General features: G+C 30.8%; 16 protein-coding genes, 1 tRNA gene and 1 other annotated feature. Of the genes, 16 read left to right on the top strand and 1 reads right to left on the bottom strand.

The features are described 5' to 3' along the window. Positions 1–13: 13 nt before the first annotated feature. The 7 genes from saoE (at position 14) to saoL (ending at position 5,748) form a co-directional block, all read left to right on the top strand. Positions 14–1,105, top strand: coding sequence for an efflux transporter SaoE (gene saoE, locus KGNDJEFE_RS10250; RefSeq protein WP_006440684.1), 1,092 nt, complete (start codon positions 14–16; stop codon positions 1,103–1,105). Beyond that, the gene (gene saoC, locus KGNDJEFE_RS10245; protein ID WP_006440685.1) at positions 1,098–1,595 is read left to right on the top strand and encodes a Cys-Cys-COOH (seleno)protein SaoC; all 498 of its coding nucleotides are present in this window, start codon (positions 1,098–1,100) and stop codon (positions 1,593–1,595) included. Before saoE ends, saoC begins: the two co-directional genes overlap by 8 nt. A 62-nt stretch (positions 1,596–1,657) precedes the next feature. Next, complete coding sequence (saoX, locus tag KGNDJEFE_RS10240) at positions 1,658–2,752, top strand: ABC transporter substrate-binding subunit SaoX (protein ID WP_006440686.1); 1,095 nt, start codon at positions 1,658–1,660, stop codon at positions 2,750–2,752. A 15-nt stretch (positions 2,753–2,767) separates the two neighbouring features. Continuing rightward, positions 2,768–3,556, top strand: a complete 789-nt coding sequence (gene saoB / locus KGNDJEFE_RS10235) for an ABC transporter substrate-binding (seleno)protein SaoB (protein WP_242649225.1) — start codon at positions 2,768–2,770, stop codon at positions 3,554–3,556. A gap of 26 nt (positions 3,557–3,582) precedes the next feature. Beyond that, positions 3,583–4,329, top strand: coding sequence for an ABC transporter permease subunit SaoP (gene saoP / locus KGNDJEFE_RS10230; RefSeq protein WP_242649228.1), 747 nt, complete (start codon positions 3,583–3,585; stop codon positions 4,327–4,329). Next, positions 4,329–5,090 (top strand): ABC transporter ATP-binding protein SaoA, encoded by a 762-nt coding sequence (saoA, locus tag KGNDJEFE_RS10220; RefSeq protein ID WP_006440691.1) that lies wholly within the window; start codon positions 4,329–4,331, stop codon positions 5,088–5,090. Before saoP ends, saoA begins: the two co-directional genes overlap by 1 nt. A gap of 34 nt (positions 5,091–5,124) precedes the next feature. Beyond that, positions 5,125–5,748, top strand: coding sequence for a MerB-like organometallic lyase SaoL (saoL, locus tag KGNDJEFE_RS10215; RefSeq protein WP_238476748.1), 624 nt, complete (start codon positions 5,125–5,127; stop codon positions 5,746–5,748). Between the two features lie 73 nt (positions 5,749–5,821). Here the strand turns inward: saoL and saoD are convergent, their stop codons facing one another. Further along, entirely contained in the window at positions 5,822–6,154 is a 333-nt protein-coding gene (saoD, locus tag KGNDJEFE_RS10210; RefSeq protein ID WP_006440694.1) for a DsrE-related protein SaoD, read from the bottom strand. A gap of 264 nt (positions 6,155–6,418) precedes the next feature. Between saoD and KGNDJEFE_RS10205 the strand changes: the two genes are divergently transcribed. From KGNDJEFE_RS10205 to KGNDJEFE_RS10165, 9 genes are all read left to right on the top strand, one after another. Next, positions 6,419–7,117, top strand: a complete 699-nt coding sequence (locus KGNDJEFE_RS10205; protein WP_006440695.1) for a TVP38/TMEM64 family protein — start codon at positions 6,419–6,421, stop codon at positions 7,115–7,117. A gap of 195 nt (positions 7,118–7,312) precedes the next feature. Beyond that, positions 7,313–7,945 (top strand): cyclodeaminase/cyclohydrolase family protein, encoded by a 633-nt coding sequence (locus tag KGNDJEFE_RS10200; RefSeq protein ID WP_006440696.1) that lies wholly within the window; start codon positions 7,313–7,315, stop codon positions 7,943–7,945. A 1-nt stretch (position 7,946) separates the two neighbouring features. After that, positions 7,947–8,804 carry a bifunctional 5,10-methylenetetrahydrofolate dehydrogenase/5,10-methenyltetrahydrofolate cyclohydrolase gene (locus tag KGNDJEFE_RS10195; RefSeq protein ID WP_006440697.1) on the top strand — a complete coding sequence of 286 codons (858 nt, stop codon included), beginning with the start codon at positions 7,947–7,949 and terminating at the stop codon, positions 8,802–8,804. Between the two features lie 162 nt (positions 8,805–8,966). Continuing rightward, positions 8,967–9,641 (top strand): methylenetetrahydrofolate reductase C-terminal domain-containing protein, encoded by a 675-nt coding sequence (locus KGNDJEFE_RS10190; protein ID WP_006440698.1) that lies wholly within the window; start codon positions 8,967–8,969, stop codon positions 9,639–9,641. Beyond that, positions 9,641–10,528 carry a methylenetetrahydrofolate reductase gene (locus KGNDJEFE_RS10185; RefSeq protein WP_006440699.1) on the top strand — a complete coding sequence of 296 codons (888 nt, stop codon included), beginning with the start codon at positions 9,641–9,643 and terminating at the stop codon, positions 10,526–10,528. Before KGNDJEFE_RS10190 ends, KGNDJEFE_RS10185 begins: the two co-directional genes overlap by 1 nt. A gap of 26 nt (positions 10,529–10,554) precedes the next feature. Further along, positions 10,555–11,349, top strand: a complete 795-nt coding sequence (gene hisJ, locus KGNDJEFE_RS10180) for a histidinol-phosphatase HisJ (protein ID WP_006440700.1) — start codon at positions 10,555–10,557, stop codon at positions 11,347–11,349. A gap of 96 nt (positions 11,350–11,445) precedes the next feature. Then, positions 11,446–11,539: transfer RNA gene (locus KGNDJEFE_RS10175), tRNA-Ser, on the top strand. 245 nt (positions 11,540–11,784) lie between these two features. Next, complete coding sequence (locus KGNDJEFE_RS10170; RefSeq protein WP_148881849.1) at positions 11,785–13,368, top strand: ClC family H(+)/Cl(-) exchange transporter; 1,584 nt, start codon at positions 11,785–11,787, stop codon at positions 13,366–13,368. 68 nt (positions 13,369–13,436) lie between these two features. Next, on the top strand, positions 13,437–15,329 hold the full coding sequence (locus KGNDJEFE_RS10165) for an ATP-dependent helicase (protein WP_006440703.1): 1,893 nt from the start codon (positions 13,437–13,439) through the stop codon (positions 15,327–15,329). Positions 15,330–15,400: 71 nt separating this feature from the next. Beyond that, positions 15,401–15,612, top strand: a binding site (T-box leader). Positions 15,613–15,649 lie beyond the last annotated feature (37 nt).

Genomic DNA, 15,649 nt, shown 5'->3' with positions numbered 1-15,649 from the left:
ATAGGGGAGAAGAATGGAGATATTAAACGTAATATTTAATGGAGTAAAAGATACTATAGTATCTGCCATAATAACATTAAATGGTGCTTCTGGATGGTTGATAGTAAGTTTTATACTTGCTGGAGTACTTCACAATGTACTTTCACCAAAAAAATTCCAAAAGCATCTAGGAAATAAAAAGTTATCATCGATATTAAAGGCAACTATTTCGGGTATGTTTTTACCTATATGTAGTTGTGGGGTTATACCTTTAGGAATAAGTATGTACTATTCTGGTGCATATCTTGGACCTGTTTTAGCATTTATGACATCAACACCAATAATAAATCCAATTGCAGTTGTATTATGCTTAGGTCTTTTAGGACCAAAGATAACTATAATATATATAATATCTGGATTTACTATACCGTTTATAGTAGGTATACTTGGAAACACAATTAGTAAAGATGAAGTTTCTATGTATACAGAGGAAGAACAGGTTGAAATGATTGAACTAGAGGAAGAAAAAAGAACCTTCTGGGAAAAGATGAAAGAAGGATTAAAATGGTCTTTTGATGACTTAGCACTTACTGTTAGTAAATATGTAATACTTGGTATGCTTTGTGCAGGATTTATAACAACAGTATTTCCAAGTAGTATAATTCAGAAATATTTAGGAAATCCAGGGATGCTTTCATTATGGAGTGTTTCTGTATTAGCATGTGTAATGTATGTTTGTGCTGTTGGTCATATACCATTTATAGCAGCATTAATTGCAAGTGGTGCAGCACCTGGGATAGCTATAACATTTTTAATAGCTGGTGCAGCAACTAACTTACCAGAACTTATAAGTATAACAAAGGTTATAGGAAAGAGAGCCGTGCTAATATATTCTTGTACGCTTGTAATATCTTCTATGATAGTTGGTTATATAACAAATCTTCTTTTAGCAGGAGAACAAACAATAGTAAATTTAAATTCAACTGGTACATCAATACAAATTGCGAATAATTTAATGCTAACTATACCTGATTGGTTTAGTTATATATGTACAGTATTAATAATACTTTTAGGAATAAAAGCAATATTACCAAAATTGAAAGAAGGTTTAAAATTACATGCGTAATAAAAAGATAATAATCGGGATAGCGATTGCAATATTAGCTGGTGTTGCATTAGTTTTATCTAATAATTATGAAGAAAAACAAAAGCAAGAATCAGAAATAGACATACATGGTGGAGCAGTTGCTGAAAAAAAAGCAGATAAAGAACTTATGGATATATTTAAAAAAAATCACGATGAAGAAATAATTACATATGCTCAACAGGATATGAATAATGATGGAAAAGATGATTTACTTGTAATTTACTATGTAAATAAAAATTCAAACCAGATGACAGTTGTAGCAAGTAAAGGTGATGAATATATACTTACAGAGCCAATACCAGCACCTATAGATGATCAGCAAATAAGCTTTAAAAATATAGATGACAAGGATGAAATGGAAGTAATAGTTTCAGGATCAAAAAATGGAAATGTTGGTTATGCAATATATAGATTAGAAGGAAATGAAATGATAGACTTATTTGGACAAGATATGGAATCTTGTTGTTAGAATAAGAAATAATGAGCAGATGCTCTTTATGGAAATAATAATTATATATTTAGGAGGGAAATATGAAATTAGCAAAAAAATTAATGACGCTAGGTCTTGTTGGTGTTATAGGTATGACTGCATTAACAGGATGTGGTAAAAAAGAAGCTAGTAAAGAAGGTGGAGATACTAGCAAAGAAATAACAGTAGGTTACTATAACTGTGACCACATGACAGCAGCACCAGTTGCAGAAGCTGCTGGAATATACAAAGAATTAGGACTTAATGTAAAAACAGTAGGTAATGGGAAAGTTCCTGAAGCTATGGCAGCTGGACAGATGGATGCTGGTTACATAGGTACAAGAGGTCTTTGTGGTGCAATACCAAAAGGTTCTCCAATAGTTGTAGGAGCAAATAACCATAAAGGTGGATCAGAATTCTTAATAATGTCAAACAAATACAGTGATCCAAAAGAACTTATAGGTAAAAAAATAGCTACAGATATGTCTGACTTTTTATGGCAGAGTGACTACGGTCCAGAAACAGGACTTCCTGTAGATGCATCTAAATATGAACTAATAAATATGGATTCAAGTAAAGATGCTTACTTAGCAATGAAAACTGGTAAAATAGACGCTTTCACAGCTTGTGACCCTTGGGGATCAGTTGCAGAATTTGAAGGAACAGGTAAAATAGTAGCATCAACTCAGTATAAAGAAAAAGATGGAACAGAATATAACTGTTGTTCATTCGCTTTAAATACAAACTTTGTAAAAGAAAATCCAGAATTAGCTGAAAAATTAATGCTTGCACATACTAAAGCTATAGAATATATATATACTCATCCAGCTCAGGCAGCAAAAATATTCGCTGAATACTACGATGTTGATGAAGAAGTTGGTATGATGACTATATACAAAAAGACTGTAGGAGAAGGTAGAACTCTTACTTGGGATATAGGAGAAGGAGAAGGTTATAAAAACAATCTTAAAATGTACAAAGATTTAAAAGCATTAGAAGAAATACCTTCATATGAAGAAGTTGTTGATGATTCAATATTAAAATCTTGTGGTGCTGATGACTTTGATACATTTATAAAAGAAAAAGTAGATCCAGTATTCCCACAGGGTATGGATTATGAAACTTGGAAAGAAAAAGCTTTATCAATAAAAGAATAATATAAGCTATAAAAAATGAAGATAAAAGATATTGTAAAAATACTTTCTATAATTTTTATATTTGCTTTTATCGTTTTATTTAATTTTAAAACTGAAAAAATAACAGGAAATATCAGACTTGGTGTATCGGATGATACATCAGGTCTGATATTAAATTATATGCAAGATAAAAATTATTTTGAAAATGTTGAATCTGAAAATATTATTGATTCATATTCTATAGCTGACTGCTGATCGGCTAGTATGCAGTGGGCACTGTCTTCGGATGAAATGGATATGGCTATAATATGTAAAGATGCTGCAGAAAAATATGTACAAACAGAAAAAAATTTTGAAATAGTAGGAACTGTTGTAAAAAATTCAGATGTATTTTTATTAAGTGATGAGAATCCAAATGTAATGGGTACTGTTCAAAATAGAAAATATCAAGATGAGTTAGTTAAGGAATATTATCCAAATGCTAAGGTAAAACATTTATTAGCAAATGCACTGCCATATAGTATAGAGAGTAATAAAGTAGATGGTGGGGTAATGGATGTTATTAAATCTTTACCTATTGAAGGGAATAAAAAGTCTTGTGCTACTAATAAGGATTTTGATACGTATGTATTAGTGGTGAATAAAGAATTTAAAAAAACAGATAACTATGAAATATTTAAAAAACTGTACAATAAAAGTGTAGATGATATAAGCGATAAAAATAAATTAAAAAAAGCTATAGAAAATTATAAAAATATAAAACTAGAAAAAAAAGACATGGGGGTAATAGAAAATTGCAAACTGGAGTTTCTAAAAATAAACTAAAAAAGACGTTTGTTTCCAAGAAATCTATGCTAGAGATTTTTTATAGAATAGCTCTTTTAGTTGGAATATACCTTTTATGGCATTTTACAGCTAAAGACCTTGGAAGTGACCTTCTTTTACCAATGCCTTCAAAAGTTATTGAAGGATTTTTATATTGTCTTACTGATCCAGAGACAATAAAAAATGTATTTATAACTATGCAAAGAGTTATGAAAGGTTTTGGATATGCATTAGTAATAGGATTACCAATAGGATTTATTATGGGGTTCTCAAATACTTGTGAAAAAGTTCTTTCACCAGTTATAGACTCAGTTAGACAGGTTCCAATAATGTCATGGGTACCACTAACAATAGTGTGGTTTGGTATAGGTGATGGACCTACTATATTCTTAATAGCATTCTCAGGTATATTCTCTATAGTATTAAATACTATTCATGGAGTTAGAACTATATCAAAGGATTACTATAATGCAGCGAAAAGTATGGGAGCATCGCCATTTATTATATTTAAGGATGTTATATTCCCAGCAGCACTTCCTGATATACTTACAGGAGCAAGACTGGCAATAAGTAATGGTTGGATGTCTGTTATCTGAGCCGAGTTCATAGCTACGAGTGCCGGGATCGGTTACTCTATGGTACAAGCTCAAACTTTAATGCAGACACACATACTAATTGGGCTTATGATATTTGCGGCTATAATAGGATTTTTAATAGACCGTGTTTTAAAATATGTAAATAAACTTCTATGTAAATGGAGGTTCGCAGAATAATGGAATTAAGAGTAGAAAATATAAATAAAACATTTATAAATGATAAAGTAGAAAATAAAGTATTAGAAAATATAAGTTTAAAAGTGAATGAAGGTGAATTTGTTTCACTATTAGGTCCATCAGGATGTGGTAAAACTACTCTATTAACTATAATAGGTGGTTTTCAACATGCAGAATCTGGAAAGATATTTGTAGATGGAAAAGAAGTAAGTAAGCCAGGAATAGATAGAGCATTTGTGTTCCAAAACTATGCTTTATTCCCGTGGAAAACAATAAAAGAAAATATAATTTTCCCTATGAAAAGACAGAAGATGCATAAAGATGAAATAGAGAAAAGACTTCAGGAGCTTTTAGAATTATCTGATTTACAGGGAAAAGAGAAAATGTATCCGCACCAGCTATCTGGAGGTATGAAACAGAGAGTTGCTGTAATGAGGGCACTTGCTTGTAATCCAAAAGTACTTCTAATGGATGAACCTTTAGGGGCAATAGACTTTAGAATGAGACAGAATTTACAAGAAGAACTTGAAAAGATATGGATGAAAAATAAAATAACAGCTGTAATGGTAACTCATGATGTAGATGAAGCTGTATATATGAGTGATAGAGTTGTAGTTATGTCTAGAAATAAAGGTGAGATAATAAAAGATTTAAAAATAGATATGGAAAGACCTAGAGATAGAAAAGACGAAAAATATATAAACTACAAAGAAGAGCTTACAGCAATCCTTTCTGAATGTTATGGAGATAAAGAAGAATAATATTGAAAACTAAATAATAAAATGAGGTATAAAATTGAATAAATATGAAAAATATAGATGTCTTACTGATGAACAGAAGGCAATAAGAATATCTATAATGGATTGTATAATAGATAATGGTGGTTCTGTAAATATAGAACTTGCAAAAAAATGGGTTAAAGAACATATGGAAAGTAGTGAAGAAACTATAGATGCTACTTTTAAACAGTTTATAGATACAAATGTAATGGTTGTTATAGATGATGAAATAACATTTATATTCCCAGTATCTGGAAAACCAACAAATCATAGAATAACACTTGAAGATGGAAGAAGCTTTTGCGCTATGTGTGCGATAGACTCTATAGGTACAAGCTATACATTCAAACAACCAGTAACAATAAATTCTATGTGTGCTGCAACAGGAAAAGAAATAGAATTAAAAGTTGATAATGGAAAAGTATTGTATACAAACAATCCAGGAATGTATATAATACATGTAGACCTTTTAAAGAATACTGATTGGGCAAATGCTTGTTGAAACATAATGAACTTCTTCTGGACGAAGAATGATTTAGAAGCATGGCTTAAAGCAGCGGGAAAAGAAAATGACCCAGATGTATATGCATACAATTTAGATGAGGCTATAGAAGAATCATATTATACATTTGAGGTATAATATATGTAAAAAAGACTAGTTGAATTGATAAAAATCAATAATAACTAGTCTTTTTATTTATAGTTTAACTTTACTATAATGTTATAACTTGATCTATTCCAGCACCTCCTAAACAAGTATAAAGGTTAGGGAAACATCCAATTGTAGCACCATCTACAAGATTATCCTGTATTCCTCTTTCTATTGCACATTGATCACATGCCATAAGTATCATACCAGTTTTTTCCCGTATTTTACTTAATCTTTCTCCTATTGGGTTTCCTTTAGAAAGGAATAAAGTATTATCCATAAAGAAAAACATTCCTGCAACTTCAGCAACATGTGAATCTGTTTCAAGCTGTGGTATTATCATTTTGTCTAATATTTTGTGTGTATTTGTACTATTAAATATGTAAGCAACTTTCATATTTAAGCCTCCTCCTATATAATTATTTTAATTTCTAAAATAATTATATAGGAGAGTATATAAATTTTGAAATAGAAATTATCTATAGTATAATAGAAAAAATATTAACTTCATATAAAAATGTTATTTTAAATAAATATAGATAATATAAATAAAACTTATAATATATATAGAAAATTGATATAATATAAAATACAATTACTATAGTATTATTAAAGGTATAGAGCAAGAATAAAAAATTTATATGTAGAAGGGAATATATAAATGACTAAAGAAAATAAGAAAAAATTAATCACAAGAGTAGGTGCGGTATTATTAGTATTTGCAATCTACTTTTTTGTAACACCGGTAAAAACATTTGTAAATCAGATGGTATTTTACTTATCTAGCTTAGATCTAGAATCTATAAAACAATACATACTTTCATTTGGAATTTGGGCTCCAATAATATCATTCTTATTGATGTTACTTCAGTCAGTAGCAGCACCACTTCCAGCATTCTTAATAACATTTGCAAATGCAGCGTTATTTGGATGGGTATGGGGAGCTATACTATCTTGGTCAAGTGCTATGGCAGGTGCAGCGTTATGTTTCTTTATAGCTAAATTCTTAGGAAGAGATGTTGTTGAAAAACTTACTAGTAAAATGGCTATAAGTAGTATAGACGAATTCTTTGACAAATATGGAAAATACACAATACTAGTTTGTAGATTACTTCCATTTATGTCATTTGATATAGTAAGTTATGCAGCGGGTCTTACTTCAATGAAATTTATGCCATTCTTTATAGCTACAGGTATAGGACAGCTACCAGCTACAATAGTTTACTCTTATGTAGGTGGAATGCTTACTGGTGGAGCAAAATTATTTGTAACAGGATTAATGATATTATTTGCATTAACAGTTGCTATATATATGTTCAAGAAAATATATAACGATAAAAAAAATAAATCAAATGCATAATACTAAAGTAATAATACATTTAAAATGACACCAAGTTATATTTTTTAGCTTGGTGTTTTTATTTTTGAAAAATAACATTAAAATGAAAAAATTATAAATTTATATAAAAAATATTTAAGTATAGTGTTTAAATTGATATAATAGAATACAAGATTAAAAAGTTAGAAAATTGAGAAAGAGAAGAGGTGCTGATTATTGAATATAGTAGATAAAAGCTGCGTAGAATTTATAGAAGTTCTTTCTTCAAGAGAGCCAGTTCCTGGTGGGGGTGGCGCTGCTGCTTTTGTCGGAGCGATAGGTGTGGCACTTGGAAATATGGTGGCAAATCTTACAATAGGTAAGAAAAAATACGCAGAATATGAAGAAGAGATAAAAGAATTATTAAAAGAGGCAAAAGAAATAGAAGCAGAACTATTATCAATGGTTGATAGAGATGCAGAGTGCTTTATGCCACTATCTCAGACTTATGGTTTGCCAACATCGACAGAAGAGGAAAGAGAATATAAAACAAAAAGAATGGAAGTAGTATTAAAACAAGCTTGTGAAATACCTTATAAAGCAGCAAAAGTTTGTTTTAAGGCTATAAAAATACATGAGAATATAGTGGACAAATCTTCTAGAATAGTTATAAGTGATATAGGAGTAGGAGTTCAGTGTTTAAGAGCATGTTTACTTGGATCAAAGCTAAATGTAAAGATTAATACAAAATCTATGAAGGATAGAGAATACGCCGACAAGATTTCTAAAGAAGTAAACGAAATAGTAGAAGAAGGGATTGCTATATGTGATCAAGTCTTTGAAAGAGTAGTAGAAATTATGGAGGAATAATATGGAAACTAATGTAATAAAAGGAAAACCAGTTGCCGACAAAATAACTGAAAACCTAATAGATGAAGTTGAAAGTCTAAAGAATAAAGGAATAAATCCTAATCTTGCTATAGTTAGAGTAGGAGAAAATCCAGATGATATGTCCTATGAAAGAGGTGCTATGAATAGATGCGCTAAGATAGGAATAGATGTTAAGAATATTATTCTAAAATCAGATGTATCTGAAGAAGATTATATAAATGCTATAGAAGATTTAAACAATGATAAATCTATAAACGGTATACTTTGTTTAAGACCACTTCCTAAGCATATAGATGAAAATAGAGTAAAATATGCTATAGACGCTGAAAAAGATGTGGATTGTTTCAATCCTATAAATTCAGCTAAACTTTTTGAAGGAGATACTGGTGGATATGCTCCATGTACTCCTGAAGCAGTTATGAAGATTTTAAAACATTATAATGTGGAATTATCAGGCAAAAGAGCTGTTGTTTTAGGGAGATCTTTAATAGTTGGTAAGCCAGTATCTATGATGCTTATGGGAGAAAATGCAACTGTTACAGTGTGTCATTCTAAGACAGAAAATTTATCAGATGAGGCTAAAAAAGCCGATGTACTTATTGCAGCTATAGGTAGAGCAAAAATGGTGGATAACTCTTATGTAAAAGAAGGAGCAACAGTTATAGATGTAGGTATAAACGTAGATGAATGTGGAAATCTATGTGGAGATGTGGATACTGAGTCTGTTTTAGGAATTGCTAGTATGGTTACTCCAGTTCCAGCTGGTGTAGGATCTGTCACTACATCTGTACTTGCTGAACATGTTATAAGAGCTTGTAAAAAACAAAATAATATTTAATATATAAATTTAATAATAAAATAAAAACCTGCGTGTATTTTGCGCAGGTTGATTTTTTATAAAGACATATATAAAAAAATTAAACATATTAGAATTATTAAATAGATAAAAAATTAAAGTTAAAAAACAAAAAAATATAATTTAAAAAGGAGGTTGTAAAATATGATTATTTCGGGAAATAAACCATTTGATGAGATAAAAGAGTTTTTAAAAGATGATAAGACTGTATTTATAATCGGATGTGGAAAATGTGCGACAGTTTGTAAAAGTGGTGGAGAGGAGCAAGTTCAGGCTATGAAGCAGCTTCTCGAGCGGGAAGGTAAAGTAATAACAGGAACTACAATTTTAGATCCAGCATGCACACTTTCAAAAACTAAAAGAGATTTAGAGGAATTTATGGATATCATTCAAGACACAGACTCTATTTTATCTATGGCCTGTGGCGATGGAACGCAGACTATAGCAAAAGTTATGGAGTATAAGCCAGTTTATCCAGCAAATGACACACTGTTTATTGGTGAGGTTCAGATGTTGGGTAGATATGAAGAGGCATGTAGAGCATGTGGAGATTGTCAGCTCGCTTGGACAGGAGGAATTTGTCCAGTAACATCTTGTTCTAAAGGATTGTTAAATGGAGCATGTGGAGGGGCTGATAAAGATGGAAGATGTGAGGTAAATCCAGAATATAGCTGTGCATGGGTAAAAATATATAAAAGACTAGAAAGATTAAACCAACTTGAAAATCTATTAAAAGTCAGAGATGAAAGAGATTACTCAAAATTAAATAGAAAACGAGATATAACTATGAAGGAATTGAATGATAGGAGGAAACGCTAATGGGTAGATTAAAAGACTCGCTAGAAAGTGGGAAATTTACTGTGACATGTGAAATAGCACCTCCAAAAGGAACTGATATTTCTCATATTATGGAATGTATAGAAGTATTAAAGGGAAAAGTAGATGCTGTAAATGTGACAGATTTTCAATCTGCTGTTGTACGCTCGACATCACTTGTAACTTGTAAGATATTAAAAGATAATGGAATAGAGCCGATTTTACAGATGACAGGTAGGGATAGAAATAGAATTGCAATACAAGGAGAGCTTTTATCAGCAGGAATTTTTGGGATAGAAAATTTATTTGCTATAACGGGAGACCATACAAGCAAGGGAGATCATCCTCAAGCAAAAAATGTATTCGACCTAGATAGTATAAATATATTAAAGGCTGCTGAATATATTTCATTTGGAAGAGATATGAACCACAATGAATTAAATGGGCATCCAAAATTTTATATGGGAGCTGCTGTATCTCCTGGATTTGTTCCTATAGAAATTCAAATTATAAAAATGATAAAGAAAATAGCAGCAGGAGCAAAATTTTTCCAAACACAGGCTGTTTTTGATATAGAAACTGTTAGAGAATTTAGAAAAAGAACTAAAAATTTTGAATGTAAGGTTTTAATAGGTGTTATTCCATTAAAATCACCTGGAATGGCTAGATTTTTAAATAGAAATATTCCTGGTGTGGATGTTCCAGAAAATATAATAGAAAGAATGGAATCTGTTGGAAAAGAAAATTATAAAGAAGAAGGAATGAAAATAGCAGCAGAATTTATTAAGCAATTAAAAGAAGAAAAATTATGCGATGGCGTTCACATAATGTCTGTAGGAGCTGAAAAAAATATTCCTAAAATTTTAGAAATGGCTGGAATTGAAATATAAAAAATATTTTTAGAGAGGTGATTTTTGTGAAAGACGGTCATATACATTCACATTATTGTCCTCACGGGACAAATGATTCTTTTGAAATGTACATAGAAAATGCTATAAAAAACGGATACGATGAGATAAGTTTTACCGAGCATTTTCCATTACCAGATGGGTTTGTAGATCCATCTCCAGAACAAGATAGTACACCCTCTGTTGAAGCCTTTGAACGGTATTTAGATGAAGCTGAGGAAATGAAGCATAAATATCGGAATAGGATAAAGATAAATGTGGGTACAGAAGTAGACTATCTTGAAGGATGTGAAGAACAGATAAAAAATAATTTAGAAAAATATGGAAAGAGATTGGATGATGCTTTGCTTTCTGTACATAATATGAAGGTTTGTGGTGAATTTGTATGTATAGACTATAGCCCAGAAGAATTTAAAAGAATTGCTGATTTATCTGGAGGAGTAGATAAACTTTATGGTAAATACTATGAAACTGTTAAAAAAGCTATAGAAGCTAATTTAGGAGAGTATAAACCAAAGAGATTTGGTCATCTAAACCTAATAAGAAAATTCTGTAAGGTATTTGAATATGATTATAGCGAACAAGATATTTTAATAGATATAATGAAATCGTTAAAAGAAAATGGATTTGAACTTGATTTAAATGTTTCTGGAACTAGAAAGCAATATTGTGGAGAGGTATATGTTTCAGGATACTTAAAAGAATTAGCTGATAAATATGGAATAAAAACTGTTCTTGGTTCAGATTCGCATACAGCAGAAACTATAGTAAGTAGAGAAGAATATGAAAAATTTACTAAGTAATTAAATAATATTAAGAAAATAAATAGATTATAGCCGTTTCTATATTAAAAGATATTGACTAAGTTAGTTTAATAATGTAGAATATAAAGAGTATTCGGAGAAGTACTCAAGAGGCTATAAGAGGAGCCCCTGCTAAGGGTTTAGGCTGGGTAACACCGGTGCGAGGGTTCGAATCCCTCCTTCTCCGCCAGTGTAAAGACCTTTTTAAAAGGTCTTTTTTTATTGTAAAAATTAGTAATTATAAAAAAGTGAGTAGATTTTTGGTAGTCTACTCACTTTTTTATTATATTTATAGATATGTTATAAATAAAAACTTTCGGAATAATGACAAAATCTTTTTTTAAGAAAATTTATGATATACTAATAGAGTGTGTAAATTCTAAGTAAAGAAAAAATTAAACATAAATTAAAAGATAATGGTACGAGAGGTGACTTATGGACGGAAAAGGATTGAAGATATCTGATATATTTCAGAGAACGAGAAGCATAAAAAATAGGCTTATTTTGGATTCACTTATGGTCGGAATAATAACAGGTGTTGTTATAGTTGTTTATAGAATATTAGCATCAAAATTAGCTGTATTTTTTAATTATCTTTATGGATATGCGGATAAAAATATACTTATGATACCAGCGGTATTTATATTACTTGCGGCATCGGCTTTTGTAGTTGCAGAATTTGTAAAGAAAGAGCCTATGATTTCAGGAAGTGGTATACCACAGTTAGAGGGAATACTTTCAAGAAAATTAAGCATAAACCGGATGAAGGTATTATTTTATAAGTTTGTAGGGGGAGTAATCTGCTTAGGAGCAGGTCTTTCTGTGGGGAGAGAGGGTCCTTCTGTTCAGATGGGTGGATGTATAGGTGAAGAATTCTCTAAAAAAGGGAAGAAACCAGACTATGAAGAAGTGTATCTAACGACTTGTGGTGCTAGTGCAGGTCTTTCAGCAGCATTTAATGCACCTATGTCTGGTGTTATGTTTGCACTTGAGGAAGCACATAAAAACTTTTCTCCAATGATTTTATTATCAGCCATGATTGCATCACTTACTGCAGACTGCGTTGCAAAACAGTTCTTTGGAATAATACCATCTTTAAAATTTAATCAGTTAAATATAATGCCTATAAAATATTACTGGGTACTTATAATTTTAGGAATTGCAGTAGGTATAAGCGGGGTAATATTTAACAGTGGAATATTAAAAACTCAGAAAATGTTCAAAGAAAGTAAATTAAATAGATATGTAAAGATAATGATACCTTTCTTTGTTACAGGTATTATAGGTATGATTTCTCCAATACTTACAGGTGGCGGACATGAGCTTATAATGGAGCTTCAGAGCACAGATTTTATGCTTATGACATTAGTTGTATTTTTAGTGGTTAAATTTATTTTTACATTTGTATGTTTTGGTTCAGGAGTGCCAGGAGGGATATTCTTCCCACTTTTAGTACTTGGTGCACTTGTAGGAAATATAGTTGGACTTATATCAATAAGATATCTTGGAATACCTAGTATATATATAATGAACTTTGTCGTACTAGCTATGGCAGGACATTTTGCTGCAATAGTAAAGGCACCAATAACAGGTATAATACTAATTTCTGAAATGACAGGATCTCTTGCTCATCTATTACCACTTGCAATAGTTAGTGTAGTTGCGCAGTTGACAGCAGATGTATTAAAAGGAGAGCCTATATATGAAAGCCTACTTGATAGACTTCTTGCTAGAGAACACAGTGCAAACGAATATAAAGGTGCGTCTAAACAGAAAACATTGCTTGAAGTTTCAATAGATATGGATTGTATGGCAGATGGTAAAAAGATAAAAGAGATAAAATGGCCGGAAACATCTTTAATAGTTGCTGTAAATAGGGGAGAAAAGGAAATAATTCCAAAAGGTGATTTAACGCTTATACATGGCGATTTAATAACTGTAATGACTTCTCAAGATAATTCGCCATATGTACTGGAAGAGTTAAAAACAATATCTACATTGACTGTTGTCAATGAATAGATATAAAAATGAAAATATATGTTGATACTTATATATAGATAAGACTTTTGAGAAAGGAGGAGAAAAGTATGAATTTAGATAGTTTAAATGAAAACCAATTAAAGGCTGTAGAGCATATAGAGGGGCCTTGTATGGTTCTTGCAGGTCCTGGTTCTGGAAAGACAAGAGTTATAACATATAGAATTGCAAATATGGTTCTTAATAAAAATATTCCTGGAGCTAGAATTTTGGCGATAAGTTTTACTAAGGCTTCATCTATGGAAATGAAAAATAGATTAATGGCAATATCTAATGATATTAGATTATCAAAGGTGACTTGCGGTACTTTCCACTCGGTGTTCTTTAGGATGTTGAGATATTTTGAAAATCTGCAGCTAAAAAGTATAGTCGATGACAAAGAAAAAAGATATGCTATAAAGAATATAATAAAAAATCTTAAAATAGAAAATACTGATGACGATGATACAATTACTCAGATAATGACTGAGATTTCTTATATAAAAAATGAGCTAATGAATCCTTCTGATTTTAATTCTGATGTACTCACAAGAGATGATTTTACAAGAGTATACTCTATGTATGAAGGTTATAAGGAAAATGTAAGAAAAATAGATTTTGATGATATGCTTATTAGAACATATTATATGCTTAAAGAATATCCAAATAGATTGGATTTTGTAAGAAATGTGTATAAATATATACTTATAGATGAGTTTCAGGATATAAATAGAGTACAGTTTGAGATTATAAGAATGATTGCAAATCCTTTAAATAATATATTTGCTGTTGGAGATGAAGACCAGAGTATTTACGGATTTAGAGGTGCTAGACCAGATTTTCTTTTAGAATTTGAAAAGTACTTTGGAGGCACTGAGAAGATTTTTCTTGATGTAAATTATCGCTCTAAAAAAGAGATTATAGATATATCAAACAGCTTAATTAAAAACAACTTAAATAGATTTGAAAAAACTATAAAATGTGCATCTGGAGAGGGTGCATCTGTTAGGTATATAGAGCCTTATGACCCGGAAGAAGAGGCTACATTTATAGCCAAGGAAATACAGAAAAAAGTACAAGAAAACGACGATGAGTACAGTGAATATGCGGTCATATACAGGACTAATATTCAGTCGAGAGCTCTTGTAGACGTTTTTATGAATATGAGAATCCCATTTAGTGTAAAGGACTCTGTGGTAACTATATACAGTCATTGGGCAATTTGTGACATCATATCATATTTAAAATTAGCATTAGATCCTAATAGGAATATGGATTGGGAGAGAATAATAAATAGACCTCTTAGATATATTCCAAAAGTAGCTATATCAAAGGCGAAGGCGTCCAAAAACTTTATCGGATGCCTTATGTCTGAATGTGATTTAAAAAAGATACAGATTAGAACTTTAGAAGAACTAGATATAGATATGGGATATATAAAAACTTTGCAGCCTAAGTACGCAATATCATATATAAGGTCTACATTGGATTATGATAGATATATTCTGGATTATTGTCAAAATAGAAAAATTAAGCCAGCTGGAATTATAGAGATAATGAATGAATTTGAAAGCTCTGCTGTAAATTTCAAAACGATAAAAGAATTTTTAGATCATATTGAAATGATAAAGAAAAAGGCAGAAGAAAATACTCTAAATTCGCAGCAAGATGGAGTAATATTTACCACAATGCACAGTGCAAAAGGGCTTGAATTTGAAAATGTATATGTAATTGGAGCAAGTGAAGGAATTTCTCCGCATGAAAAGACATGTGATATTGAAGATGATGATAAAAAAGAATCTCAGATAGAGGAAGAAAGAAGACTTATGTATGTAGCGGTTACAAGAGCGAAGAATAATGTTTGTATAAGTTCTCCTAAAAATAGATACTCAAAAAAAATACAGGTATCTAGATTTGTAAAAGAGATGGAAGATACAAATAAAAGAGTAAAAATAAAGAAGTAAAAAAATTTTCAAAAAATTGTTGACAAAATAAAATAGTAAAAGTATAATAATAATCAACAACTGAAAGACATATAAATCCAGTGACAAAGAGAGTAGCCTATAATGGATTTCCAGCGAGTCGGAGTTTGGTGTGAGTCCGATAATGAAGTATAGAGTGAAGAGAACTTTTGAGGAGAATTCCAGAAATAATAGTATGGAATTAGGTCGCCCGCCTTAAGGGTTTGAGAGGGTAGGTAGAAATACTTATCAATAAGAGTGGTAACGCGGTTAATTCGTCTCTTAGTCTTCGGACTAAGAGATTTTTTTATTCCTAAATTCGA

The organism is Peptacetobacter hiranonis, from assembly GCF_008151785.1.
GTDB lineage: Bacteria > Bacillota > Clostridia > Peptostreptococcales > Peptostreptococcaceae > Peptacetobacter > Peptacetobacter hiranonis.
Note: the sequence above shows the minus strand (reverse complement) of the source record. Positions and strands in the feature narration are given on the sequence as shown.

What these genes read in the sequence shown, in the direction of transcription:
- saoX (WP_006440686.1), top strand. Translation starts at nt 1,658, where the DNA reads ATGAAATTAGCAAAAAAATTAATGACGCTAGGTCTTGTTGGTGTTATA.
- KGNDJEFE_RS10205 (WP_006440695.1), top strand. Translation starts at nt 6,419, where the DNA reads ATGACTAAAGAAAATAAGAAAAAATTAATCACAAGAGTAGGTGCGGTA.
- saoA (WP_006440691.1), top strand. Translation starts at nt 4,329, where the DNA reads ATGGAATTAAGAGTAGAAAATATAAATAAAACATTTATAAATGATAAA.
- saoD (WP_006440694.1), bottom strand. Translation starts at nt 6,154, where the DNA reads ATGAAAGTTGCTTACATATTTAATAGTACAAATACACACAAAATATTA.
- KGNDJEFE_RS10185 (WP_006440699.1), top strand. Translation starts at nt 9,641, where the DNA reads ATGGGTAGATTAAAAGACTCGCTAGAAAGTGGGAAATTTACTGTGACA.
- KGNDJEFE_RS10170 (WP_148881849.1), top strand. Translation starts at nt 11,785, where the DNA reads ATGGACGGAAAAGGATTGAAGATATCTGATATATTTCAGAGAACGAGA.
- saoE (WP_006440684.1), top strand. Translation starts at nt 14, where the DNA reads ATGGAGATATTAAACGTAATATTTAATGGAGTAAAAGATACTATAGTA.
- KGNDJEFE_RS10165 (WP_006440703.1), top strand. Translation starts at nt 13,437, where the DNA reads ATGAATTTAGATAGTTTAAATGAAAACCAATTAAAGGCTGTAGAGCAT.
- KGNDJEFE_RS10190 (WP_006440698.1), top strand. Translation starts at nt 8,967, where the DNA reads ATGATTATTTCGGGAAATAAACCATTTGATGAGATAAAAGAGTTTTTA.
- KGNDJEFE_RS10195 (WP_006440697.1), top strand. Translation starts at nt 7,947, where the DNA reads ATGGAAACTAATGTAATAAAAGGAAAACCAGTTGCCGACAAAATAACT.
- saoC (WP_006440685.1), top strand. Translation starts at nt 1,098, where the DNA reads ATGCGTAATAAAAAGATAATAATCGGGATAGCGATTGCAATATTAGCT.